This is a genomic window from Muricoccus radiodurans (assembly GCF_050154705.1).
Taxonomy (GTDB): Bacteria; Pseudomonadota; Alphaproteobacteria; order Acetobacterales; family Acetobacteraceae; genus Roseomonas; species Roseomonas radiodurans.
The window spans coordinates 1,841,617-1,862,140 of the sequence record NZ_CP189561.1 but is presented as its reverse complement, the minus strand read 5'-3'; the positions used below and the strand labels follow the sequence as shown (position 1 = coordinate 1,862,140).

The window sequence follows — 20,524 nt, the reverse complement described above, 5'->3', positions numbered from 1 at the left end:
CGGGGCCCCCGCCGGAGCCTCGGTGGAGGGGGGCCAGGGGGAGGCAAAGCCTCCCCCTGGGATGGCAGGATCCGTCAGGTCCGGATATTCGCCCGCCGGATGATCTCGACCAGCTTGCTGACCGAGGCATCGAAGCTCGCCTTCGCCTGAGCCGGGCTCATCGGCTCCGCCGGCACGAAGCCCTGTTCCTCCAGCAGTTTGCGCAGGTCGCTGTCGCCCAGGGATCGCACCACCGCATCGTTCAGCCGCTGCAACCGGTCGGCCGGCACGCCGCTCGGCGCGAACATGACGTTCATGCTGACGCATTCATAGCCCGCCACCCCCGCCTCCTCGATCGTCGGCACGCCGGGCAGGGCGGACAGGTGCTGCCGTCCCGTCAGACCAAGGGGACGAAGCCGGCCGGCCTCGATGGCGGGCAGGGCAGGGGGGATGGTGCAGAAGCTCATGGCGACGCGCCCGCCCATCACGTCGTTCAGCCCGGGCGCCGTGCCGTTATACGGGATGTGCACCGTCTCCGTGCCAGCCAGCATGTTGAACATCTCGGCCGCGAGGTGACCCGCCCCACCCACGCCGAAGGACGCGTAGTTCAGCTCCCCCGGCCGTTGCTTGGCGTAGGCGATCAACTCCTGCACGTTCCGGACGGGCAGGCTCGAATTCACCACCAGCAGATAGGGCACGATGGTCAGCACCGCGACCGCGACGATGTCGCGCTCCGCATCGTAGGGCGTTCGCGTCCCCATATGCGACATCAGCGCGAGCTGCGTGCCGCCGGACAGCACCGTGTACCCGTCCGGCGCCGCGCGCGCGACATACTCCGTCGCGAGCATAGTGGAAGCCCCGGGCCGGTTCTCGATCACCGTCGGCTGCCCTGTGTTCTGCGTCAGCCGCGTCCCGAAGGCCCGCGCCATCAGATCCACGGAGCCGCCCGGCGTATAGGGCACGACGAGCCGGATGGGGCGGCTCGGGAAGGCTTCGCCCTGCGCCCGCGCGGCGGTTCCGCCCAGGGCCGCCAGGCCGGCGCCGGCGACGAGGTCGCGTCTGGTGAGCATGCGGACTTCCCCTCCTGACCGCCGCGCCACCTTCGCGGCGGCTCCGGCCCTACCCCGCCGATCATTCGCGGCGTGAATAGCCTGTTTGACTTTGAGATTGCCTTGCCCGCCGCGAAGTGATCAATGGCCTTGCATCATCCCGGCCCGATCACAGGTCCGCGGACCGGACACCCCTGAACGAAGAGCACGGGAACCCAGCCCATGTCCGACCTTCCGAAGCGCGTCCACATCCAGGAAGAAGGCCCGCGCGAGGGCTTCCAGATCGAGCCCGGCCCGATCGCCACCGCCGACAAGATCCGCCTGATCGAAGCCCTGGCCGAGACGGGCCTCGACCACATCCAGGTCTGCTCCTTCGTCAGCCCGAAGATCGTCCCCGGCTGGGCCGACGCCGAGGACACGGTGGCCGGCTTCAAGGCCAAGCCCGGCGTGCACTACACCGCCCTCTGGTTCAACGAGAGCGGCCTGAAGCGCGCGCTCGCCTTCCGCGACAAGCTGACGATCTCCGGCTCCATCGCGCTCACCGCCAGCGAGGGCTTCACGAAGAAGAACCTCAACCGCACCCATGCCGAGAACCTCGCGGCCATGCGCAAGCAGACCGCGCTGCACCTGGAGAACGGCGTGCCCGTCCGCCGCATCGGCGTCATGGCCGCCTTCGGTTGCAACTACCAGGGCGACATCACGCCCGCTCAGGTCGTCAGCACGATTGAGGACGGCCTCGCCATCGCCGCGGAGGCCGGCACCGAGATCACCGACCTCTCCCTCGCCGACACCATGGGCTGGGCCATGCCCGCGCGGATCGAGCGCGTGATCGGCGAGGTCCGCTCCCGCTGGCCCGACAAGAGCCTCATCCTGCATCTGCACGACACGCGCGGCCTGGCCATCGCCAACGCGCACGCCGCGATCAAGATGGGCATCGACCGCTTCGACACGACGGTAGGCGGCCTCGGCGGCTGCCCCTTCGCCGGGCAGAAGGGCGCCGCCGGCAACATCTGCTCTGAGGAACTCGTCCTGCTCTGCCACGAGATGGGCATCGAGACGGGCGTGGACCTCGACGCGCTGATCGAGGTCGGCCGCATGGCCGAAGCGATCGTCGGCCACCAGCTCCCGAGCGAGCTCATCCACGCCGGCAGCCTGGACGCCTTCCGCCGCGCGGCCTGAGCGGGCGGGGAACCCTGGGGAAGGCGCCGCCTTCCCCAGACCTCATCCGCCAGGAGGCGAACGCGCCCCCTGAACCCGCGTCGAACCAGGGTGGTGGGGCGGCTACTGCGGCATGAGGTTCAGCGCCCGCACCACCTCGATCTTCTCGGCATTGTCGCGCTGGGCCTGCGCCGTGAACGCCTCTCGCCCGGCATAGAGCACCGGCTCACCCAGGCGACCCATCACGGCGCGGAACGAAGCCTCCTCCGTCCCCTGCCGGCACAGCGCGTCCAGCCGCTCGGTGATCGCGGCCGGCGTGCCACGGGGCACGGTGATCCCGGCCAGCACGGGCTGTAGGGTCGGCAGCCCCAGCTCCCGCGTGCTGGGCACGTCAGGCGCCGCCACGCTCCGAGCATCGCCAAACACCGCCAGCAGCCGCACCGGCTTCCCGCGCGCCCCGCCCACGGTGCCCATGCCGAAGTCCAGCCGCCCGCCGATCATCTCCGGATAGATCGGCACCTCCCCGCGGAACGGCACGTCGGTCACGCGCAGCGATAGCCCCCGCACGATATTCGCGAAGGAGAGGTGCCCGAGGCTGTTCGTCCCGAAATGGCCGTAGGTCATCGTATCCGGCCGTGCCCGGATCGCCTCGATCAGCTCCGGCATCGTGCGGAAAGGGGACGCCTCCGCCACGCTGACCGCCAGCACATTCTCGAACACCTTGCAAACATACTCGAATGAGTCGACGTTGAACGGCACGCCGCGCACCGTATGCGCCGCGGTGGTGACCGGCGTGATCGGGCCGAAGCCGATCGTGAACCCATCCGGCCGCGCGCCCGCCACGGCCTGGGCGCCGACGATGCCGGACGCCCCGTCCCGGTTGACCACCACGAAGCGCCCTCCGGACACGTCCGACATGGCCTGCGACAGCGCCCGCCCGATCGTGTCCACCACGCCCCCGGCCTGCCACGAGACGATCACCTGCACCGGCCGCTCCCCCGGATAGGGGGGGGCCGGCTGCGCCACCGCTGCGCCGATCAGTCCCGCGCCGAGCACCGCGCCCAGCACCGCGCCCAGCACCGCCGCCAGGATTCCTCTCATAGGCCGTCCTCCTCCGGAGGGATCTTCGCCCCTCCTTGTCCCCGTTCGCGTCCGACGCCGGCGCGCGGTTCAGCCCTGCGCCACGACCTTCGCCGCGATCAGCGCGGCGACGGACGCCTCGTCGTAACCGGCCTCCGCCAGGATGCTTCGGCTGTCCCCGCCCACCGCCGGCGCGGGCCGGCGCACGGCACCCGGCGTGTCGGAGAACCGCGGTACCACCTCCGGCATCGTCACTTCCCCGAACTCCGCATCATCCATCGTTCGGAACACCCCGCGCGACAGCACATGCGGATCGGCCGCAAGCTGCGCCGCGTCGTAGATAGGCGCGGCCGTCACCCCCGCCGCGTCCAGCGTCGCCCAGGCCTCCGCCGCGCTGCGCGTCGAAAGCCAGGCGGTGATCTCCGCCTCCAACTCCTCCACGTTCTGCAGCCGCGCGGTATTCGTGACGTAGCGCGGGTCCGTCTTCATCTCCGGCCGCCCCATCGCGTCGAACAGCTTCTCCGCCATGGACTGCATCGGCGCCGAGATCGTCAGCCAGCCCCCATCGCCCGCCCGATATGTGTTGCGCGGCGCCGCCGAGGCCCCCCGGCTTCCCGTACGTCCGCGCACCTTCCCCGTCAGTCCGTGCAGCACCGCATCGGCCCCGAACATCGCCACCATCGGCTCCAGCAGCGAGAGATCCACGACCTGCCCGCGCCCGCCCGCCTCCCGCGCGCGCACCGCCGCCGTCGCGGCGAAGGCGCCCATCATCCCCGCGACCATGTCCGCCAGGGGAAAGCTTGGCAGCAGGGGAGGGCGGTCGGGGAACCCGTTGCGGGAGGCGAAGCCCGACATCCCCTCGATCAAGGACCCGTAGCCCGGCCGCATCCGATACTCGCCCGTCTGCCCGAAACCCGAGATGCGCAGGATGACAAGCTCCGGATGCCGCTCCAGCAGCATGGCGGGCGCCAGCCCCCAGCGCTCCAGCGTGCCGGGCCGGAACCCCTCCACCAGCACGTCCGCGCGCGCGATGAGCCGATCCAGCACCGCCCGCCCCTCGGCCGAGCGAAGGTCGAGCGCGATGCTGCGCTTGTTGCGTCCGTACACCTTCCAGTGCGCGCTCGCCCCGTCCGCGATCCAGGCCCGCAGCGGATCGCCAGGCCCGGGCTCCTCCACCTTCACCACCTCGGCCCCGAAGTCGCCGAGCAGCATCGTCAGCACGTTCCCACAGACGAGCCGCGAGAGGTCCAGCACCCGGATGCCCTTCAGCGGCCCCTTCGCCGCATCATCCCCCATCGCCTCAGCCCCCGAACAACGGCTCGGCCACGCCGCGCACCCCCAGCCCGCGCAGCGCGAAGAGCGCCCCGGCCAGCGGCTGCCGCGACCGCTCGGCCTCACCCAGGAACACGGTGCCGGACGTCACGTACAGCACGTCCAGATCGGGCCCGCCGAAGTTACACATGGTGGGATGCGACACCGGCAGCCGCACGATCCGGTCCAACCGCCCCACCGGATCGAACCGCCCCACCGCGCCATCCCCGATCAGGGCGCACCAGTAGTAGCCCTCCGCGTCGAAAGTGGCGCCATCCACCCGCCAGGGCAGCCCGGCGGTGGAGAGGAAGACGCGCTTGTTGCCGATCCGACCCTCGTCCAGATCGAGGTCGTAGCGCCACACCACCTCGCCCCGGCTGTCGGCGAAGATCAGCGTCCGGTCGTCCGGGCTGAATGCCATGCCATTGGAGACGATGAAGCCGCTGTCCATCCGCTCGCAGGACAGGTCGGGCGCCAGCCGATAGAGCGATCCGCCCGGGTTCACATCCCCCGGATCGCGGGAGCCCACCCAGTACCGCCCGCGCCGGTCGCAGCGCCCGTCGTTCAGGCGGTTCTCCGGCCGGTCCGGCTCCGGGTCCAGGATCGGGGCCACCGCGCCGCTCTCCAGGTCCACCCACGCGAAACCCTGCTTCAGCCCGGCCAGCACGCCGCCGTCCCGCCGGAACACGAAGGAGCCGATGTTGTTCGGCATGACCCACCGGCGCACGGAGCCGTCCGCTTCCAGCCGTTGCAGCGCCGGCCGGCGCGTATCCACCCAGTAGAGCCGCCCCTCCGTCGGGTGCCACATCGGGCACTCGCCCACGAGGTCGCCCCCCTCGTGCACGACCTCGATCTCGGGCGACGGGATCTTCGGCATCGGCGTCCCTCTGCGTCAGGAAGCGGCCGGCCCGATGCCGGCCTGCCAAGTGGAGGGACGCCCGCCGAAGCCGGCCCGGTGCCGTTTCTCCAGCCAGTACCCATAGGCGGCCGGAAGATCCGCGAAGGCATCCTCCACGCCAAGCTTCTGCGCGGCGTCCAGCGGCCAGTTCGGGTTGTGCAGCATCTCCCGCCCGATCGCGACGAGGTCCGCCTTGCCCTCCTGCAGGATCGCCTCCGCCTGGTCCGCATGCACGATCAGCCCGACCGCCATGGTCGCGATGCCCGCCTCCGCCCGCACTCGCGCCGCGTGCGGCACCTGATACCCGTAGCCCGGCCGATCCGCCGGATCGACGATGGAGCGCGGCGTCATGCCCCCCGTGCTGCAATCGATCACGTCCACGCCCCGCTCGCGCAGCGCGCGCGCCAGCGCCACCGTGTCCGCGATGGAGCCACCCTCCTCGTCCACCGCGGAGACACGAAAGAAGAGCGGCTTCTTCGCCGGCCAGTGCCGCCGGACCTCCTCCACCACCTCCACCGCGAAGCGCCTTCGCTTCTCCGCGCTGCCACCATAGGCGTCGTCCCGCCGGTTCGCCGCGGGGGAGAGAAACTGGTGCAGCAGGTATCCATGCGCGCCGTGCACCTCCAGCACGTCGAAGCCCGCGCGATGGGCGCGCCCGGCCGCGGCACCCCAGGCCGCGACCATGTCCTGGATCTCCGGGACTGTCAGCGCACGCGGGACTGACGCCGCCGCGCTCGCGGCGATGGCGCTCGGCGCCACCAGCTCCCATTCCTCTCCGTCCTCGAGCCCGGGATGATGGGCCAGCGGCGCTCGCCCCTCCCAGGGAACGGAGTTGCGCGCCTTCCGCCCGGAATGGCCGAGCTGGATGCCCACCGCCGCCCCATGGCCCCTGACGAAGCGGGTGATGCGCTCCAGCGGGGCCACGAACTCATCCTTCCACAGTCCCGGATCGCGCGGCGTGGTGCAGCCGCGCGGGTCCACCTTCGTGGACTCCATGAACACCAGCCCGGTCCCGCCCGCCGCGAACTTGCCGAGATGCATCAGATGCCAGTCCGTCACATGGCCCCGCTCCGCGGCGTAGGTCAGCATGGGCGACAGCACGATCCGGTTCCGCAGCGTCACGCCGCGCAGGGCGAGCGGCTGGAAGAGAAGCGGTCTCCGGGTCATGAACAGGTCGATTCCTCCTGGACATCACCGCGGGGAGGCCCTCCTTGCACTTCTATTCGCGGTGCAAATCAGGTAATTGCGTTTCGGGGATGCTATCCCGCGGCCGAAGCGGCCGTAAACAGCCATCCCCGCTTTCGCCCGTGGAGACCTCTTCTTGGCCCCGACCAAAGCCGCGCCCGACGCCGCCGACGACCCGAAGGATCGGCAATTCGTCACGGCCCTCGCCCGCGGCCTTCAGATCCTGCAGTGCTTCACCCCCGCCCGGCCGGAGATGAGCGGCTCCGACCTCGCCCGTCTCACGAAGCTGCCGCAGCCCACCGTCTGGCGTCTCTGCCACACGATGATCGAGATGGGCGTGCTGATCCCCGTCTCAGGGGAGAAGATGCGCCCGGGACTCGCGGCCCTCCGCCTCGGCCACAGCGCCATCGCCGGCCTCGGCATCGCCGAGATCGCGCGCCCGCATCTCCAGGACTTGGCCGACACCTTCGAGGGGGCAGGGGGCCTCGCCGCCCGCGACGGCACGGACATGGTCATCCTGCAGCGCTGCGAGAGCGACAACCGCCTGCTGATGAACCTCCACGTCGGCTCGCGCGTGCCGCTCTCCACCTCCGCGCTCGGCTGGGCCTGGCTCGCCGGCGTCCCGGAGGAGGAGCGCGCCCGCGCCGTGGCCGACATGGAAGCGAAGGACGGCGCGCGCTGGGAGAAGGCGCGGGCCGGCTTCGCGCAGGCCCTGGCCGAGTACCGGGAGCGCGGCTTCATCATCAACCACGGCGTCCTGCACAAGGGATACAACACTGCGGCATCCCCGATCGTCTCCGCGGACGGGTCCGTGCCCTACGCCATCAACTGCGGATCGGCCGCCGTCACCCTCTCCGTCGCACGGCTCCGGGCCGATGTCGGGCCGCGCCTCGCCGAACTCTCGAAGGCGCTGGCCCACGCCGTCACACGTCCCGCCAAGCGCGCTCAGGGCAGGTAGGCGCCGCCGCTGATGTGGATGGACTGCCCGGTGATGAAGCGGCTCACCGGCAGGCAGAGCTGCAGGATCATCGCCGCGACCTCCTCCGTCGTGCCCTCGCCGCCGGTCAGCACCCGCGCGCTGCCGCTTCCCGGCACCTCCCCGGCCGTCGCGCTGCGCTGACCGCCGATCCTGCCGGGAACGACGCAGTTCACGGTGATGCCGTTCCCGCCGAACTCCACCGCCAGCGCCTTCGTCAGCCCGACCAGCCCGGCCTTCGCGGCGCTGACATGGGCGCGCTGATGCGCCCCGATATGCCCGGTCACGCCGCCCATGTTGATGATCCGCCCGCCGCCCGCCGCGATCATGTGCGGGATGGCCGCGCGGGCGCAGAGGAACGCGCCGTCCAGGATGATGCCCGTCACGCGCCGCCACTCCGCCAGCGGCATCTCCGTGAAGGGCGCGATGGCCCGGTCCGCCGCGTTGTTCACCAGGATGTCCAGCCGCCCGAACTCGGACACGGCCCGATCCACCATGCGCGCGACATCCGCCTCGGAGGTCACGTCGGCCTGCACCGCGATCGCCCGGCCGCCCCGCGCGCGGATCTCCGCCGCGACCGCCTCCACCTCTCCCATCGAGGCGCGGGTGTTCACCACCACCGCCGCACCGGCCCCCGCGAGCGCGTAAGCGGTGTCCCGCCCGTTGCGCCGCGCCGCGCCCGTGACGATCGCGACCTTCCCCGCCAGCGGCCCCTCGGCTGTGCTCATCTCTGTCCTCCCCCGGATGCGGCCCGAATGACCGCCGGCACCATCATGGCACCGCCGCGGGCACCGATCCCAGGGCGGGGAGCGCCATCGGGTCCTTCAGCCCGCCAGCGCCCGCAGCGCAGCCGACGTCTGCGCGTCCATCGGGAAGAAGGCCTCCACCGCCAGCTCCGACAACGTCACCTCAGAAGCGGTGCCGAAGACCATGGTGGTGGACAGGAAGGACAGCTCCACATCTCCCGCCCGCAGCCGGAACGGCACGGCCAGCACCTCCTCCTCCTCCTCCCCGCCGGGCGGCGCGGGATAGCCCCGCAGTTCCGCCAGCAGCGCGGCCAGCACCGGATCGCCCGACACCGCCGCCTGCCGCGCCAGCCGCGCCAGCAGATGCGCCCGCCACTGCGCCAGATTCGCCACCCGCGATGCCAGCCCCCGCGGATGCAGCGTCAGCCGCAGCACGTTGACCGGCGGTGCCAGCAGCGCCGCCTCCGCACCCGCCATCAGCGCCGACACCGACGCATTGGCCGCGATCAGATTCCAGTGCCGGTCCACCGCCAGCGCCGGGTTCGGCGCATGAGCGTGCAGCACCGCCTCCACCGCCTCCCGCGCCGGCCGCATCGCCGCGTCGTCCAAGGGCCGTTCCGCATAGGCCGGCGCGAAGCCCGCCGCCGCCAGCCACAGGTTCCGCTCGCGCAAGGGCACCTCCAGATGCTCCGCCAGGCGCAGCACCATCGCGCGGCTCGGCATCGCCTTGCCCGTCTCCAGATAAGACAGGTGCCGGGTCGAGATCTCCGCATCCAGCGCCAGCGCCTCCTGGCTCAGCCGTCTCCGCTGCCGCCAGTCCCGCAGATGCGCCCCGATGGAATCCGTTCGCGTCGCCATGCCCCGATCCTACGGCCCCCGCGCCGCCGGGCCATGACCTCCCACGTCATGGACCCGCCGCGCCGTCCCGTCCGAGGGTCCGCCCGCCGGCATCCCGCCGGGACAGAGGATCGACCCATGATCGCCACCCCCTTCCTCCGCCGCGCCCTGCTGCTGGACGCGGTGGCCAGCGGCGCCACCGGCGCCCTCATGCTCCTTGCCGCCGGAGCGCTGGCCGGCCTGACCGACCTGCCGCCGGGCCTGCTCCGCACGGCCGGCGCGGCGCTCGTCCCCTACGCCGCCTTCGTCACCTGGCTCGGCACGCGCGCCGAGCCCTCCCGCCCGCTGGTGCTCGCGGTGATCGCCCTCAACATCCTCTGGACCCTGGAGAGCGTCGCCATCATCGCGCTCGGCTGGGTGGCGCCGAACGCGCTCGGAACGGCCTTCGTGCTGGTGCAGGCGGCCGCCGTCGGGGCCTTCGCCGCGCTGCAGGCGGTGGCGTCCCGGCAGGCCGTGCCGGCCCTGGCCTAGAGCTGGGCGCGGGACACGCGCGCCACCCCGCGTGTCCCGCCCGCGATCAAGACGTTGCACCGACAAAATAAAGAGAGCCCCTTCAACCCCGGCCCGAATCCGGCCACCCTCCGCCGCCGCGCGAACGGCAGGAGACCACCCGATGAAGCTCTACTATTCCCCCGGCGCCTGTTCCCTCGGCATCCACATCATCCTCGAGGAGATCGGGAAGCCCTACGAGCTCTCCCTCGTCGCCCTGAAGGACGGCGCCCAGTACAAGCCCGACTACACGGCCGTGAACCCGAAGTCGAAGGTGCCGGCGCTGGAGCTGGAAGAGGGCAAGCGCGTGCTCACCGAATGGCCCGCCATCGCCGCCTGGCTCGGCATGACGAACCCCGAGGCGAAGATCTGGCCGACCGACCCGGAAGCCCAGGCCCGCACGATGGAGGCGATGGACTTCATCACCGGCACCATCCATCCCCAGGCCTTCACCCGCCAATTCCGCCCCGGCAACTACTCCACGCGGGAGGAAGACCACCCGAAGGCCGTGGAACAGGGTCGCGCCAACGCGGAGAAGTACTTCGCCATCCTCGATCGCCACTGGGACGGCGATGGCTGGCTCCTGCCGCACGGATACTCGACCGCCGACGCTGCGCTCTTCTTCGTCGAATACTGGCACGCCCGCCGCGTCGGCCAGCCCCTGCCGCCGAAGCTCGACGAGCATCTGAACAAGATGCTCGCCCGCCCCGCCGTGCGCCGAGCCCTGGAGCAGGAAGGCCTGCCGGCGTGAGCAAGGCCACCCTCTGGACCTCCACCGCCACCGCCGGAACCGTCGCCCTCTGCATAGCGCGGGTCTCCGGCGCGGACGTCGCGGCGCGCTTCATCTCCCTTCGCGCGGGGGAGGGGCGCACGCCCGAATATCTGGCCATCAACCCCAAGGGCCAGGTGCCCGCGCTGCAACTCCCTGACGGCACGGTTATCACCGAGAACCCTGCCGTCGCGGTCGCGATCGCGGAACTCGCGCCCGGCTCCGGCCTCATCCCGGAATCGGGCCCCGCCCGGCTGAAGGCGCTCGAATGGCTGGCGTGGTGCCACTACACCCAGGCCGGCGTCATCAACGCCGCCCTCGGCGGCCTGCGCCTCGCCGGTGGCGACGAGGCCGCGGCGGCGGCCGTCCGCGCCGCCGGCCCCGCCCGCATCGTCGCGTCCATGGAGATCGCGGACCGTGCCATCGGCAGCGGCCGCTCGCTGCTCGGCGGTGACGCCGTCACCGCGCCGGACATCTTCCTCATGCTCCTCGTCCGCTTCGCCGGCTTCCTCAAGACCGACCTCTCCGCCCTGCACGGCGTCCTCCGCACCGTGGAGGCCGTGAAGGCTCATCCCGGCGTCGTCGCCGCCCTGGCCGAGGAAGCTGCCGAGGACGCCCGTCGCGCCGCCCTCCAGGCGCCCGCCACCGCATGACCGAACCGCCGATCAACCCCGTCCCCTTCTGGTTCCTCCGTCATGGCGAGACCGACTGGAACGCCCGCATGCTGTCCCAGGGCCGGGTGGACATCCCGCTGAACAAGGTCGGCCTCGCCCAGGCCGAGCGCGCCGCCGACGCGCTGGTCGGCAAGGGCATCACCGCGATCTTCTCATCCACCCTCTCCCGCGCCCGCGTCACAGCGGAGACGGTCGCCGCCCGCCTGAACCTGCCGATCCAGTTCGATCCCGAGCTCCAGGAATGCGCCTTCGGCGTGCAGGAGGGCCAGGAGATGTCCGCCTGGTTCGACGACTGGATCGCCGGGATCAGCACGCCGCAGGGCGCGGAACCCTTCGCCGACCTCCGCATCCGCACCCTTACGGCGATCAACCGGGCTACCTCCAGCGGTCCCGGCCCGGTGCTGGTGGTCGCCCACGGTGCCCTCTGGCGCGCCTTCCGCCAGGCTGCGGGGCTGGAGGCGAATGTCCGCACCCCCAACGCCCTGCCGCTCTGGGTGACGCCGCCGGACGAGGCCCGCGGCTGGCACTTCACCCCCGCCGAACTGCCCGGCTGATCCTGGCCCACCGCTTGCGTGCTACGACCGCACGGAAGCGGAGACCCCCGCGATGAGCGCGACGACCCCCGCGGCCCCCAAGCCGCGCGAGATGATGCACCTGAACACCCGCTCCGACGCGCGCGGCGCGTCGCGGGCGGCGATCCATGTCGGCCTGCTCCTGGCCACCGGACTCCTCGTGCACGCGTCGCCCGGCCCCCTAGTCCTGCCCGCGATGCTCCTCCTCGGCATCGTGCAGGCCGCGCTCTTCGCGCCCCTTCACGAGACCTGCCACTACACCGCCTTCCGCTCGCGCCGCGCCAACGCGATCGTCGGCTGGCTCGCGGCCCTGCCGGCGCTGCGGAACTGGCACTTCTACCAGCAGTTCCACCTCGCCCATCACAAGCACACCCAGGACCCGGACCATGATCCGGAGCTGACGCCGCCCCCGCCCGGAGACCGCGCCGGCTACCTCGCGCGCATGATCGGCCTGACCTACTGGCGACTCCAGCTCACCGTCTGGGCCGATGGCTGGCGCGGCGACCTGTCGCGCTACCCCTTCATCCACCCTGCGACCGCGCCGCGGGTCATCGCCAGCATCCGCGCCGGCTCCGCACTGACCGTCGCGCTCGCCGTCGCCGCCGGCCTCGCCTTCGGTTGGCAGGCGCTCATCCTCTACTGGATCGGCCCGCAGCTCCTCGGCCAGCCGCTCCTCCGCCTCTACCTCTTCACGGAACACACCGGCTGTTCCGAGGATTCCAACGGACTGACCAACACCCGCACCATGCTGACCAGCCCCCTGGTGCGCCTGCTCATGTGGAACATGCCCTTCCACGCCGAGCACCACCTCTATCCCTTCATCCCCTTCCATCGCCTGCGCGACGCCCACACGGTGCTCCGGGACCGCCTGTCCCATGTCGGCCCGGGCTACGCGCGCTGGCACCGCGACCACCTCCGGACCCTGAAATGACCGCCTGGCCCATCACGCAGGGCGAGTACCGCCTCGGCGACCTCGAGCTCCACAAGGGCGGCGTCTTGCCGGATGCCCGCATCGTCTGGCGCGCGCACGGCACCCTCTCGCCGGCGCGCGACAACGTCGTGCTCTATCCCACCAGCTACTCCGCCCATCACACGGACATCGAGTGGCTGATCGGCCCCGACGGTGTGCTGGACCCCACGCGCTGGTTCGTCGTCATCCCCAACATGTTCGGCAACGGCCTCTCCACCTCGCCGAGCAACAATCTCGACTGGCCGGACCTCGTCACCGCCTGGGACAACGTCGCCGCCCAGCGCCGCCTGCTGCACGACCTCTGGGGCATCGATCACCTGCACGCCGTCTATGGCTGGTCCATGGGCGCGCAGCAGGCCTATCACTGGGCCACTGCCTTCCCCGACCAGGTGGAGCGCATCATCGCCGTCTGCGGCTCCGCCCGCACCGCGACCCACAACCGGATCTTCCTGAGCAGCCTCATGGCCGTGCTGGAGGCCGCGCCGGAGCATCTCGGCCGCGGCCGCTTCTCCTCGGACCCTGTTGCCGCCATCAACGCCTTCGGCCGGATCTACGCGATGATGGCGCTCAGTCAGGACTTCTACCGCGCCGACCTGCACCGCACCGCGCTCGGCGCACCGGACCTCGAAGCCTTCCTCCGCACCGACTGGGTGGAACGCTACGCCCGCCGCTACGCGGCCGACCTGCACGCCCAGCTCCGCACCTGGGACGCCGGCGACATCTCCGACCATCCGCGCTTCAACGGCGACCTGCCCGCCGCGCTGGCCAGCATCAGCGCCCGCGTGCTCCTGATGCCCGGCTCCACCGACCTCTACTTTCGCGTCGCCGACAACGAGGCGGAACTCCGCCACCTCCGCCGCGGCACGCTGCGCCCCATCCCCAGCATCTGGGGCCACCGCGCCGGCAACCCCGCCGCCAATCCGGAAGATGCCGCCGTGCTGCGGAAGGCGGTCAGGCGGATGCTTTCCGAGTAGTCTTCCGCCCGTCAATCACCGGGAGACCGCCATGGGCCTGTTCAACGCCATCCTCGGCCACTCGTCCGACGTGGACACCGGCAAGCTGGACGACGAGTTCGCCACCATCCTCGTCCCCGGCGAGAGCATCGCCGCCGCCTATCGGGTCGTGCGGGACATGCTCGTCTTCACCGACCGACGCCTCATCCTCGTGGATCGGCAGGGCGTGACCGGCCGCAAGACCGAATACCTCTCCATCCCCTTCCGGGAGGTCGCGCGCTTCTCCGTGGAAACCGCCGGCACCTTTGACATGGAGGCGGAGCTGAAGATCTGGCTCCGCGGCGTGACGGAGCCTATCGCCCGCACCTTCCCCCGCGGCGGCGGCATCGCGGAGGTCCACCGCACCATCGCCGCCTGCGTCCTGGGCAAGTAGGACCACCCGGTCGCACGGCGCCATCCGACGCCGTGCGACGGCGGGACTCAGCCCGGCAACCGCGCCTCGTACTCCGTCTTCAACCGGAGCCACCCGTCCCAGAACGGATCGGTCTGCCCGCCCGCCATCTTGGCCGCCAGCACGTCCAGGTGATTGTGCCAGCCGGCGCTGACATTCAGCATCGTCTCGCGATCCGGCAGGCGATGATGCACGAGCGTCAGCAGCACCCGCTCCCCCGCCGGCTCCAGCGTGAAGGTCACGCCGCCGCTCCGACCCCAGGTGATGGAGAGCCGACGCGGTGGATCGAGCTCGGTGATCCGGCTCTCCAGCCGATGCTCTGCGGAATGGCCCTCCGGCCGATGTCCCGGCGGATCGGTCAGCTCGTCATTGCGCCAGACCAGCTCGAAGGCCGCGCCGACGCGCATCTCCATCTCGCCGGCCGCCAGCCACTGCCGGCGCAGCTCACCCTCCGTGAGATACCGCCACACCCGGTCGATCGGACCGGGCAGGAGCCGCTGGATCGTCAGCGTGGCGGGCTCGGTCAGAACCCCATAGGCGTCCGGCATCATGACGTCGTTCATCCCTTGTCTCCTTCGGATGGCGTGGATGGGGGCGCCTCCTCCGCGCGGAGAAGGCGTTCGAGGGCGTCCAGGCGATCCGTCCAGAACCGCTCGTAGAAGCGCAGCCAGTCCTGGGCCTTCGCGAGCGGCCCGGCGTCGAGCCGGCAGAGATGCGTGCGGCCGCGCACCTCCCGCCGGATCAGCCCGGCATTCTCCAGCGCCCGGATGTGCTTCGACGCCGCCGCGAGCGAGATCGCGAAGGGCTGGGCAAGCTGCCCGACCGTCCGTTCCCCCTGCGCCAAGTTCCGCAGCATGCGCCGCCGCGTCGCGTCGCCGAGCGCGTGAAAGACGCTGTCCAGTTCTGTTGTCGGTAATTCAACCATTTGGTTGAATATGCGCGCCCGATCTTGGACCGTCAACCAGAAGGTTGAATGTTCATTGTGCCAACGAGAACGGCCGCGGCGTCCGGGACCTCTTCATCCCGCGCGACAGCTTCCGGCTCCATGACCCGCGGAGAGCGCCGTCGGGATGAACCGGACTCAGAGCGTCGGCAACGGCGCCCGCTCGAACGGCCAGGGCACCCATCCCAGCCGTCGCGCATCCCAGAACGGGCCCTCGCTCACCACCACCCATCCGCCCCGCCGGAGCAGAAGCGGCGTCTCCCCGTAGAACAGGAACACCCCATCCCCCTCCGACGCGCCGAGCAACACGAGCGAAGCCCGCAGCGCCGTATCAGCCCCGCGCCGCACCACCTCCGGCGGTCCGTCCGCGACGAAGGGCCCGTCTGGCAGGAAGCGCCGGATGTCGAAGGTCGCTCGCAGCGAGGGCTGGAAGCCGCCACCGAACAGCGGCCGCCAATCCAATCCCTCCGCCGCCGGCCGCAACGCGATGCCGCACCCATGCGGCTCGAAGCCGCCCCCGCCCGGAACGCGCCCGGGAAAGGCCGAATCGATCAGTGCCTCGGCCGCCTCCAGCCCGCGCGGCCACTCGAGGTACAGGTCGTACCAGAGTCCCACCTGCCACTTCCCCCGACCTCCAGCGAGTCGCGCGACATCGCCTGAAACCCGCGCCGCGGATCAACGCTCACTTTGCACAAACCCTACGGAGCGGACCCACCATGGGCATCATCTGGTCGATCATCATCGGCTTCATCGCCGGCGCCGTCGCGAAGTTCCTGATGCCCGGCCGCGACCCGGGCGGCTTCATCATCACCACGCTGCTCGGCATCATCGGCGCCGTGGTCGCCACCTACCTCGGCCAGGCGGTGGGCTGGTACCGCGCGGGCGAGGGCGCCGGCTTCATCGGCGCGGTGGTCGGCGCCGTCATCCTCCTGCTGATCTACCGCATGGTCGTCGGCCGCCGCACGGTCTGACGGCCCGACCGCGATCCAGGGCCGCGGCACCGCCTCATTCCGGCGGTGTCCGCGGCCTTCGTGCGCCCGGGCCCCATCGCCTCAGGCGGCCGGCGCCTGTTCCGGCTGCTCCGGATCCGGTGCGACGGGCGCCGGCGACACCACGAAGCGGCGGTACACCCGCCCCAGCGCGATCAGCGCCAGCCCCAGCCCGAGGAAGCTCAGCACCCGCCACAGCCCCGTCAGTTCGGACATGTCCACGAGGAACACCTTGCCGACGGTCAGGCCCAGCACCGCCAGGGAGGCGAGCCGCAGCGCCTTCGACCCCTGCCGGATCCCCAGCGCGAGCAGTGCCGCACCGAAGGCCAGCCAGGCCCCGCTGTAGCTCCACAGCTCGGAGTCCAGCACCTCCTCCAGATTCAGCGACATCTCCACCGGGTGGAAGCGGTGCCGCACCGTCAGCGTCACCCAGACGAAGGCCGCGACCAGCGCGTAGAGCCCGAGCGCGCCGCGATAGAGCGGCTCCCGCACCTGCCGCGCCGCGGCGGCGGCCAGCGCCGCCGGCAACGCGTAGGCCAGCAGCATCTCGTTAAAGACCGGCCAGGGCACGAGCACGTCCCCGACCTCGAAGGCCGGGTTCCGGACGATCAGCACGATGCCCAGTAGCACCGCCCCCGCCTGGTACAGCCCCCAGGCCAGGCGGAGCATCGGCCGCCCGCCCAGCCGCGCATCCAGCCGCCGCAGCCCCGTCGCCACCATCGCCAGCGCCAGCACGTCCAGCGCCGCCTCCCGGAAGCCCCAGACGCCCGATTTCAGGTCGCCGCCCGTCACCGCGTGCCGGATGAGCAGGACCGCCAGCGCGCCGACGAAGGCGCTCGCCCCGAATTCCAGCAGCGCCACGGTGGAGTCATCCCCTCGCCGCCGGAACAGAACCGCCGCCAGCGCAAAGCACGCCGCCGGCACGCCATAGGCCAGCCAGATGCCGTTCAGCACCGGCGCCGGCCCGAAGGCGTAGTCCAGCACCTCCCCGTTCAGCAGCAGCCGCACCAGCACCACCGCCGCCACCGCCAGCGCCACGCGCCGCAGCGCCGGCAGGTCCGTCCGCGCCTCGATCCAGGCCAGCGGCGGCAACAGCACCGCCACCGCCAGCGTCAGCCACTGCTCCGTCAGCACCATGGACGCGCCGAGCGCGATCGCCGCCACCGCCCCGGCCGCATGCGCCCCGGCCCGCCGCCGCGCCTCCGCCGTGCGGTCCTTCGCCGCCAGCGCCGCCAACCCGACCAGCCCCGCCGCCAGCGCCAGCGCCGCGAAGGCCCAACCCGTGTCCTGCGCGAAGCCCTTCACCCGCGCATAGGCTAGCAGCAGCACCAGCACCGGCACCGCGGCCGGCAGCGCTGCCCAGCGCACGGGATGCGCCGCGCGCCGCTCCCCGACCAGCCCGGCCAGCAGATGCATCCCCGCCAGGATGCCCGCCAACGACAGGAACGGCCGCAGCGCCTCCGGCAGCCAGGCCCCGGTCGGCAGGATGGCGACGACCGCATCCTCCGCCCGCACCACCTCGCCGGCCGGCTTCCAGTCCGGCACCGCCCAGATGAGCAGCATCAGCCACCCGAAGGCCGCCGCCAGCCAGGGCAGACGATCCATCCGCGGCTCGGAGAAGCCCTTCCACACCGTCACAGGCGTCAGCAGCAACAGCCCCACGGCGGGCGCCAGCACCTTCGCCCCGGGCACGAGCACGAGCCCCGCGAATCCCAGCACCGCCACGGGCACCCAGGCCAGCCGCCGCCCGATCTTCCCGTCCAGCGCCGCCCCCGGCAGCAGCGCCAGATGCACCGCCGCCGCCGCCGGCACGAAGAGCGCCGGGGCCCAGAGGTCCGCGCCATCCGCCATGGACTTACCGACCGCGACCCAGAAGGAGGCCGCCAGGATCGCCGCCCAGCCCAGCCACACCGCGCCGACCTGCCGCACCACTGCCAGCGCCGCCGCCGTCACCACCAGCAGGTAAACGAACAGCCCCGGCACCGACGGATCGGCCGAGCCCACCAGCGCCGGCGTCACATAGGCCCCGACGATCCCCACCGCCGCCACCAGCGGCCCGAACACCAGCGCCAGCGCCAGCCCCGCCAGGGCCGCGGCCGCCAGCAGCGCGAAGCCGATCACCGCCGGCACCAGCGCGTAGAGCACCGCCGCGCCATAGGCCGCCCCGAACAGCACCGCGACGCCGCCCGCCGCCAGCGCCGCCGGCGCCAAGTCGGGCAGGGCGGAGGCGCTCTCCCGCGCCGGCCGCCGCCGCAGCCACTCCGCCCCGGCCACCAGCACGACGCCGAGCACCGCCGCCGCCACGCAGCGCGCGGCCGGACCCAGCCAGCCCTGCTCCGCCGCATACCGCACGAGGAACACGCCCGAGAGCAGGATCGCCACCGCCCCCAGCCACACGCCCCAGCGCTGGGTCAGCGCCTCCTCCAGCCCCGGTCGCGCCCGCGCGGGACGCGGCGGCGGGGCAGGGGAGGGAACCTCCTCTGCCGGAGCCCGCTCGGACCACACCGCCGCGCCGGCCGGCTCCATCTCCGGCTCGCCCACCGGCGCGACGACGGGCGCGACGACCGGCTCCGCCGCCACCGGCGGAGCCGCCGGTCGTTCCCAGGGCCGCGCCACCGGCGCAGGCGCAGGCGCCGAAGCCGCCATCCCGGGCGCTACGATCCCCACCCCACCCGGCAGGGGCACTCCCGCCGCGACCAGCGCCGCCCGGAGCTCCGCCACCTCCCGCCTGGCCCGGCGCGCCAGGAACCACCCGCGCACGCCCAGGAACCACCCCACCACGATGGCGAGGAGCAGGAACAGCCCGAAGGCGAAGGCATTGTCGAACATGGTCGCGGAAGCTCGTTCCGCCGCCGTCCGGGGTCAACGCGCCGCGTGTCGCGTCCGTCCCGCCCGCGGAACCGGCCCGTGCGACACCTCGTTCCGGTTGCGCCCCGCCCCCCGATGTCCTACACGGCCCCCCGCGCCGGCACCCCTGGAGGCCGGCGCTTCGCGTTTCCGGCACGCCGGCAAACCGCGACACACCCAATTCACGAAGGAACACAGCCAATGGTCCAGACCATTCGGATCGAGGCCGCGTCGCGTGAGCGGGCCGGTAAGGGGGCGGCGCGCGCGACCCGGCGTGGGGGCATGGTCCCCGCGGTCATCTACGGCGCGAAGCAGGTGGCGACCCTCCTCGCCCTCGACCCGCGCGACGTGATGAAGGAGATGCACAAGGGCGGCTGGCAGTCCCACCTCTACGAGGTGGCGGTGAAGGACGGCCCGACCGAGCGCTGCCTGATGCGCGAGGTGCAGTTCCACCCCGTCTCCGACCAGCCCGTGCACGTGGACTTCCAGCGCCTGGCCGCCGGCCAGCGCATCCGCGTCAAGGTGCCCGTGGTGGTGCAGGGCGAGGACGCCTCCCCCGGCCTGAAGGCCGGCGGCGTCGTCAACCTCGTCCGCCGCGACCTCGAGGTGATGGCCGACCCGGACAACGTGCCCGAGCGCTTCGAGATCGATGTCTCCGAGGCCGCCATCGGCGACACGCTGCGCTGGTCGAACGTGAAGGACGCCCAGGGCGCGACGCCGACCCTCGGCCGCGACTTCGTGGTGCTGACCCTCGCCCCGCCGACGGTCGCCGAGGCCGAGCCCGTCGCCGCCGCCCCCGCCGCCGAGACCCCGGCGACGAAGCAGAAGGCCGGCGCCAAGGGCGCTGCCCCGGCCGCCGCGGCCGGCAAGGCGGCCCCGGCCGCCAAGGCCCCCGCGAAGAAGAAGTAGCGACCGCCGCGCCGCCCGGCCCCCGCGAGGGTCCGGGCGGCGCGAACCTCCGCCATGCAACTCTGGGTCGGCCTCGGAAATCCTGGCGCGGAGCACGCCCGCCAGCGCCACAACATCGGCTTCATGGCCGTGGAGCGCATCGCGCAGCGCCACCGCTTCGCCCCCTGGCGTGCCCGCTTCAAGGGCGAGGTCTCCGAGGGCTCGGTGGCCGGCCAGCGCATCGTCCTGCTGAAGCCGCAGACCTACATGAACGACAGCGGCAACTCGGTGCAGCCCGCCGCCGCGTTCCACAAGATCCCCGTCGCCGACATCACCGCCTTCCACGACGAGCTCGACCTCGCCCCCGGCAAGGTCCGCGTGAAGAAGGGCGGCGGCGCCGCCGGCCACAACGGCCTGCGCGACATGCAGCGGGCCTTCGCCTCCCCGGACTTCGCCCGCGTCCGCCTCGGCATCGGCCATCCCGGCCACAAGGACCGCGTCCACGGCCACGTCCTCGGCAACTTCGCGAAGGTGGATGCCGAATGGCTCGACCGCCTGCTGGACGCCGTGGCCGACTGCGCGCCCCTGCTCGCGGAGGGCAAGCCGGAGGATTTCATGACGAAGGTCGCCCTGCTCACCCAGCAGGCCTGATCGCGGCCCAGGTCCGCGGCAAGCTCCATCCGAACACCAGGGAAGGCAG

At 72.0% G+C, this 20,524-nt stretch carries 23 protein-coding genes; 12 read left to right on the top strand and 11 right to left on the bottom strand.

The window, feature by feature from the left end; all coding sequences use genetic code 11:
• Positions 1–74: 74 nt before the first annotated feature.
• The gene (locus ACP6CK_RS09280; protein WP_426958600.1) at positions 75–1,049 is read right to left on the bottom strand and encodes a tripartite tricarboxylate transporter substrate binding protein; all 975 of its coding nucleotides are present in this window, start codon (positions 1,047–1,049) and stop codon (positions 75–77) included.
• Positions 1,050–1,250: 201 nt separating this feature from the next.
• On the opposite strand from ACP6CK_RS09280, the gene ACP6CK_RS09275 reads away from it, so the two are divergent.
• Complete coding sequence (locus ACP6CK_RS09275) at positions 1,251–2,207, top strand: hydroxymethylglutaryl-CoA lyase (protein WP_426958599.1); 957 nt, start codon at positions 1,251–1,253, stop codon at positions 2,205–2,207.
• A gap of 102 nt (positions 2,208–2,309) precedes the next feature.
• Here the strand turns inward: ACP6CK_RS09275 and ACP6CK_RS09270 are convergent, their stop codons facing one another.
• From ACP6CK_RS09270 to ACP6CK_RS09255, 4 genes are all read right to left on the bottom strand, one after another.
• On the bottom strand, positions 2,310–3,287 hold the full coding sequence (locus ACP6CK_RS09270; RefSeq protein ID WP_426958598.1) for a tripartite tricarboxylate transporter substrate binding protein: 978 nt from the start codon (positions 3,285–3,287) through the stop codon (positions 2,310–2,312).
• Positions 3,288–3,356: 69 nt separating this feature from the next.
• Positions 3,357–4,562: a CaiB/BaiF CoA transferase family protein gene (locus ACP6CK_RS09265; protein ID WP_426958597.1), complete on the bottom strand. Its 1,206-nt coding sequence runs from the start codon at positions 4,560–4,562 to the stop codon at positions 3,357–3,359.
• 4 nt (positions 4,563–4,566) lie between these two features.
• The gene (locus ACP6CK_RS09260; protein ID WP_426958596.1) at positions 4,567–5,454 is read right to left on the bottom strand and encodes an SMP-30/gluconolactonase/LRE family protein; all 888 of its coding nucleotides are present in this window, start codon (positions 5,452–5,454) and stop codon (positions 4,567–4,569) included.
• Positions 5,455–5,469: 15 nt separating this feature from the next.
• The gene (locus ACP6CK_RS09255) at positions 5,470–6,642 is read right to left on the bottom strand and encodes an NADH:flavin oxidoreductase/NADH oxidase (RefSeq protein WP_426958595.1); all 1,173 of its coding nucleotides are present in this window, start codon (positions 6,640–6,642) and stop codon (positions 5,470–5,472) included.
• 154 nt (positions 6,643–6,796) lie between these two features.
• Here ACP6CK_RS09255 and ACP6CK_RS09250 point away from each other — a divergent pair, with 154 nt between their 5' ends.
• Positions 6,797–7,618 carry an IclR family transcriptional regulator gene (locus tag ACP6CK_RS09250; RefSeq protein ID WP_426958594.1) on the top strand — a complete coding sequence of 274 codons (822 nt, stop codon included), beginning with the start codon at positions 6,797–6,799 and terminating at the stop codon, positions 7,616–7,618.
• On the opposite strand, the gene ACP6CK_RS09245 is transcribed toward ACP6CK_RS09250, so the two are convergent.
• The gene (locus ACP6CK_RS09245) at positions 7,606–8,364 is read right to left on the bottom strand and encodes an SDR family NAD(P)-dependent oxidoreductase (protein WP_426958593.1); all 759 of its coding nucleotides are present in this window, start codon (positions 8,362–8,364) and stop codon (positions 7,606–7,608) included. The two genes, ACP6CK_RS09250 and ACP6CK_RS09245, sit on opposite strands and share 13 nt — an antisense overlap.
• Before the next feature lie 96 nt (positions 8,365–8,460).
• A complete protein-coding gene (locus tag ACP6CK_RS09240; RefSeq protein ID WP_426958592.1) occupies positions 8,461–9,240 on the bottom strand; it encodes a helix-turn-helix domain-containing protein in 780 nt (259 codons plus the stop codon).
• A gap of 117 nt (positions 9,241–9,357) precedes the next feature.
• Here ACP6CK_RS09240 and ACP6CK_RS09235 point away from each other — a divergent pair, with 117 nt between their 5' ends.
• The 7 genes from ACP6CK_RS09235 to ACP6CK_RS09205 all read left to right on the top strand — a co-directional run bounded on the left by ACP6CK_RS09235 (position 9,358) and on the right by ACP6CK_RS09205 (position 14,139).
• Complete coding sequence (locus ACP6CK_RS09235; RefSeq protein WP_426958591.1) at positions 9,358–9,750, top strand: hypothetical protein; 393 nt, start codon at positions 9,358–9,360, stop codon at positions 9,748–9,750.
• A gap of 142 nt (positions 9,751–9,892) precedes the next feature.
• Positions 9,893–10,519, top strand: coding sequence for a glutathione S-transferase family protein (locus ACP6CK_RS09230; RefSeq protein WP_426958590.1), 627 nt, complete (start codon positions 9,893–9,895; stop codon positions 10,517–10,519).
• The gene (locus ACP6CK_RS09225; protein WP_426958589.1) at positions 10,516–11,190 is read left to right on the top strand and encodes a glutathione S-transferase family protein; all 675 of its coding nucleotides are present in this window, start codon (positions 10,516–10,518) and stop codon (positions 11,188–11,190) included. The genes ACP6CK_RS09230 and ACP6CK_RS09225 overlap by 4 nt, the downstream gene beginning before the upstream one ends.
• Entirely contained in the window at positions 11,187–11,765 is a 579-nt protein-coding gene (locus tag ACP6CK_RS09220; RefSeq protein WP_426958588.1) for a histidine phosphatase family protein, read from the top strand. The genes ACP6CK_RS09225 and ACP6CK_RS09220 overlap by 4 nt, the downstream gene beginning before the upstream one ends.
• 52 nt (positions 11,766–11,817) lie before the next feature.
• Entirely contained in the window at positions 11,818–12,714 is an 897-nt protein-coding gene (locus tag ACP6CK_RS09215; protein ID WP_426958587.1) for a fatty acid desaturase, read from the top strand.
• Complete coding sequence (locus ACP6CK_RS09210; protein ID WP_426958586.1) at positions 12,711–13,727, top strand: alpha/beta fold hydrolase; 1,017 nt, start codon at positions 12,711–12,713, stop codon at positions 13,725–13,727. The genes ACP6CK_RS09215 and ACP6CK_RS09210 overlap by 4 nt, the downstream gene beginning before the upstream one ends.
• Before the next feature lie 31 nt (positions 13,728–13,758).
• Complete coding sequence (locus tag ACP6CK_RS09205) at positions 13,759–14,139, top strand: PH domain-containing protein (protein WP_426958585.1); 381 nt, start codon at positions 13,759–13,761, stop codon at positions 14,137–14,139.
• Between the two features lie 47 nt (positions 14,140–14,186).
• Here the strand turns inward: ACP6CK_RS09205 and ACP6CK_RS09200 are convergent, their stop codons facing one another.
• From ACP6CK_RS09200 to ACP6CK_RS09190, 3 genes are all read right to left on the bottom strand, one after another.
• Positions 14,187–14,720 carry an SRPBCC family protein gene (locus ACP6CK_RS09200; RefSeq protein ID WP_426958584.1) on the bottom strand — a complete coding sequence of 178 codons (534 nt, stop codon included), beginning with the start codon at positions 14,718–14,720 and terminating at the stop codon, positions 14,187–14,189.
• Complete coding sequence (locus ACP6CK_RS09195; protein WP_426958583.1) at positions 14,717–15,082, bottom strand: ArsR/SmtB family transcription factor; 366 nt, start codon at positions 15,080–15,082, stop codon at positions 14,717–14,719. Before ACP6CK_RS09195 ends, ACP6CK_RS09200 begins: the two co-directional genes overlap by 4 nt.
• Before the next feature lie 156 nt (positions 15,083–15,238).
• Complete coding sequence (locus ACP6CK_RS09190) at positions 15,239–15,715, bottom strand: SitI3 family protein (protein WP_426958582.1); 477 nt, start codon at positions 15,713–15,715, stop codon at positions 15,239–15,241.
• Between the two features lie 101 nt (positions 15,716–15,816).
• On the opposite strand from ACP6CK_RS09190, the gene ACP6CK_RS09185 reads away from it, so the two are divergent.
• Positions 15,817–16,071, top strand: coding sequence for a GlsB/YeaQ/YmgE family stress response membrane protein (locus tag ACP6CK_RS09185; protein ID WP_426958581.1), 255 nt, complete (start codon positions 15,817–15,819; stop codon positions 16,069–16,071).
• An 81-nt stretch (positions 16,072–16,152) separates the two neighbouring features.
• Here ACP6CK_RS09185 and ACP6CK_RS09180 read toward each other — a convergent pair whose 3' ends face one another.
• Positions 16,153–18,918 carry a DUF2339 domain-containing protein gene (locus ACP6CK_RS09180; protein WP_426958580.1) on the bottom strand — a complete coding sequence of 922 codons (2,766 nt, stop codon included), beginning with the start codon at positions 18,916–18,918 and terminating at the stop codon, positions 16,153–16,155.
• 219 nt (positions 18,919–19,137) lie between these two features.
• Here ACP6CK_RS09180 and ACP6CK_RS09175 point away from each other — a divergent pair, with 219 nt between their 5' ends.
• Both ACP6CK_RS09175 and pth read left to right on the top strand, forming a co-directional pair.
• Positions 19,138–19,845, top strand: coding sequence for a 50S ribosomal protein L25/general stress protein Ctc (locus ACP6CK_RS09175; RefSeq protein ID WP_426958579.1), 708 nt, complete (start codon positions 19,138–19,140; stop codon positions 19,843–19,845).
• A gap of 54 nt (positions 19,846–19,899) precedes the next feature.
• Positions 19,900–20,475, top strand: a complete 576-nt coding sequence (gene pth / locus ACP6CK_RS09170) for an aminoacyl-tRNA hydrolase (RefSeq protein WP_426958578.1) — start codon at positions 19,900–19,902, stop codon at positions 20,473–20,475.
• Positions 20,476–20,524: the final 49 nt, after the last annotated feature.

Excerpts from the sequence above, each read along its gene's own strand:
- ACP6CK_RS09280 (WP_426958600.1), bottom strand. The coding sequence starts at position 1,049 with ATGCTCACCAGACGCGACCTCGTCGCCGGCGCCGGCCTGGCGGCCCTG.
- ACP6CK_RS09275 (WP_426958599.1), top strand. The coding sequence starts at position 1,251 with ATGTCCGACCTTCCGAAGCGCGTCCACATCCAGGAAGAAGGCCCGCGC.
- ACP6CK_RS09270 (WP_426958598.1), bottom strand. The coding sequence starts at position 3,287 with ATGAGAGGAATCCTGGCGGCGGTGCTGGGCGCGGTGCTGGGCGCGGTG.
- ACP6CK_RS09265 (WP_426958597.1), bottom strand. The coding sequence starts at position 4,562 with ATGGGGGATGATGCGGCGAAGGGGCCGCTGAAGGGCATCCGGGTGCTG.
- ACP6CK_RS09260 (WP_426958596.1), bottom strand. The coding sequence starts at position 5,454 with ATGCCGAAGATCCCGTCGCCCGAGATCGAGGTCGTGCACGAGGGGGGC.
- ACP6CK_RS09255 (WP_426958595.1), bottom strand. The coding sequence starts at position 6,642 with ATGACCCGGAGACCGCTTCTCTTCCAGCCGCTCGCCCTGCGCGGCGTG.
- ACP6CK_RS09245 (WP_426958593.1), bottom strand. The coding sequence starts at position 8,364 with ATGAGCACAGCCGAGGGGCCGCTGGCGGGGAAGGTCGCGATCGTCACG.
- ACP6CK_RS09240 (WP_426958592.1), bottom strand. The coding sequence starts at position 9,240 with ATGGCGACGCGAACGGATTCCATCGGGGCGCATCTGCGGGACTGGCGG.
- ACP6CK_RS09235 (WP_426958591.1), top strand. The coding sequence starts at position 9,358 with ATGATCGCCACCCCCTTCCTCCGCCGCGCCCTGCTGCTGGACGCGGTG.
- ACP6CK_RS09230 (WP_426958590.1), top strand. The coding sequence starts at position 9,893 with ATGAAGCTCTACTATTCCCCCGGCGCCTGTTCCCTCGGCATCCACATC.
- ACP6CK_RS09220 (WP_426958588.1), top strand. The coding sequence starts at position 11,187 with ATGACCGAACCGCCGATCAACCCCGTCCCCTTCTGGTTCCTCCGTCAT.
- ACP6CK_RS09215 (WP_426958587.1), top strand. The coding sequence starts at position 11,818 with ATGAGCGCGACGACCCCCGCGGCCCCCAAGCCGCGCGAGATGATGCAC.
- ACP6CK_RS09210 (WP_426958586.1), top strand. The coding sequence starts at position 12,711 with ATGACCGCCTGGCCCATCACGCAGGGCGAGTACCGCCTCGGCGACCTC.
- ACP6CK_RS09205 (WP_426958585.1), top strand. The coding sequence starts at position 13,759 with ATGGGCCTGTTCAACGCCATCCTCGGCCACTCGTCCGACGTGGACACC.
- ACP6CK_RS09200 (WP_426958584.1), bottom strand. The coding sequence starts at position 14,720 with ATGAACGACGTCATGATGCCGGACGCCTATGGGGTTCTGACCGAGCCC.
- ACP6CK_RS09195 (WP_426958583.1), bottom strand. The coding sequence starts at position 15,082 with ATGGTTGAATTACCGACAACAGAACTGGACAGCGTCTTTCACGCGCTC.
- ACP6CK_RS09185 (WP_426958581.1), top strand. The coding sequence starts at position 15,817 with ATGGGCATCATCTGGTCGATCATCATCGGCTTCATCGCCGGCGCCGTC.
- ACP6CK_RS09180 (WP_426958580.1), bottom strand. The coding sequence starts at position 18,918 with ATGTTCGACAATGCCTTCGCCTTCGGGCTGTTCCTGCTCCTCGCCATC.
- ACP6CK_RS09175 (WP_426958579.1), top strand. The coding sequence starts at position 19,138 with ATGGTCCAGACCATTCGGATCGAGGCCGCGTCGCGTGAGCGGGCCGGT.
- pth (WP_426958578.1), top strand. The coding sequence starts at position 19,900 with ATGCAACTCTGGGTCGGCCTCGGAAATCCTGGCGCGGAGCACGCCCGC.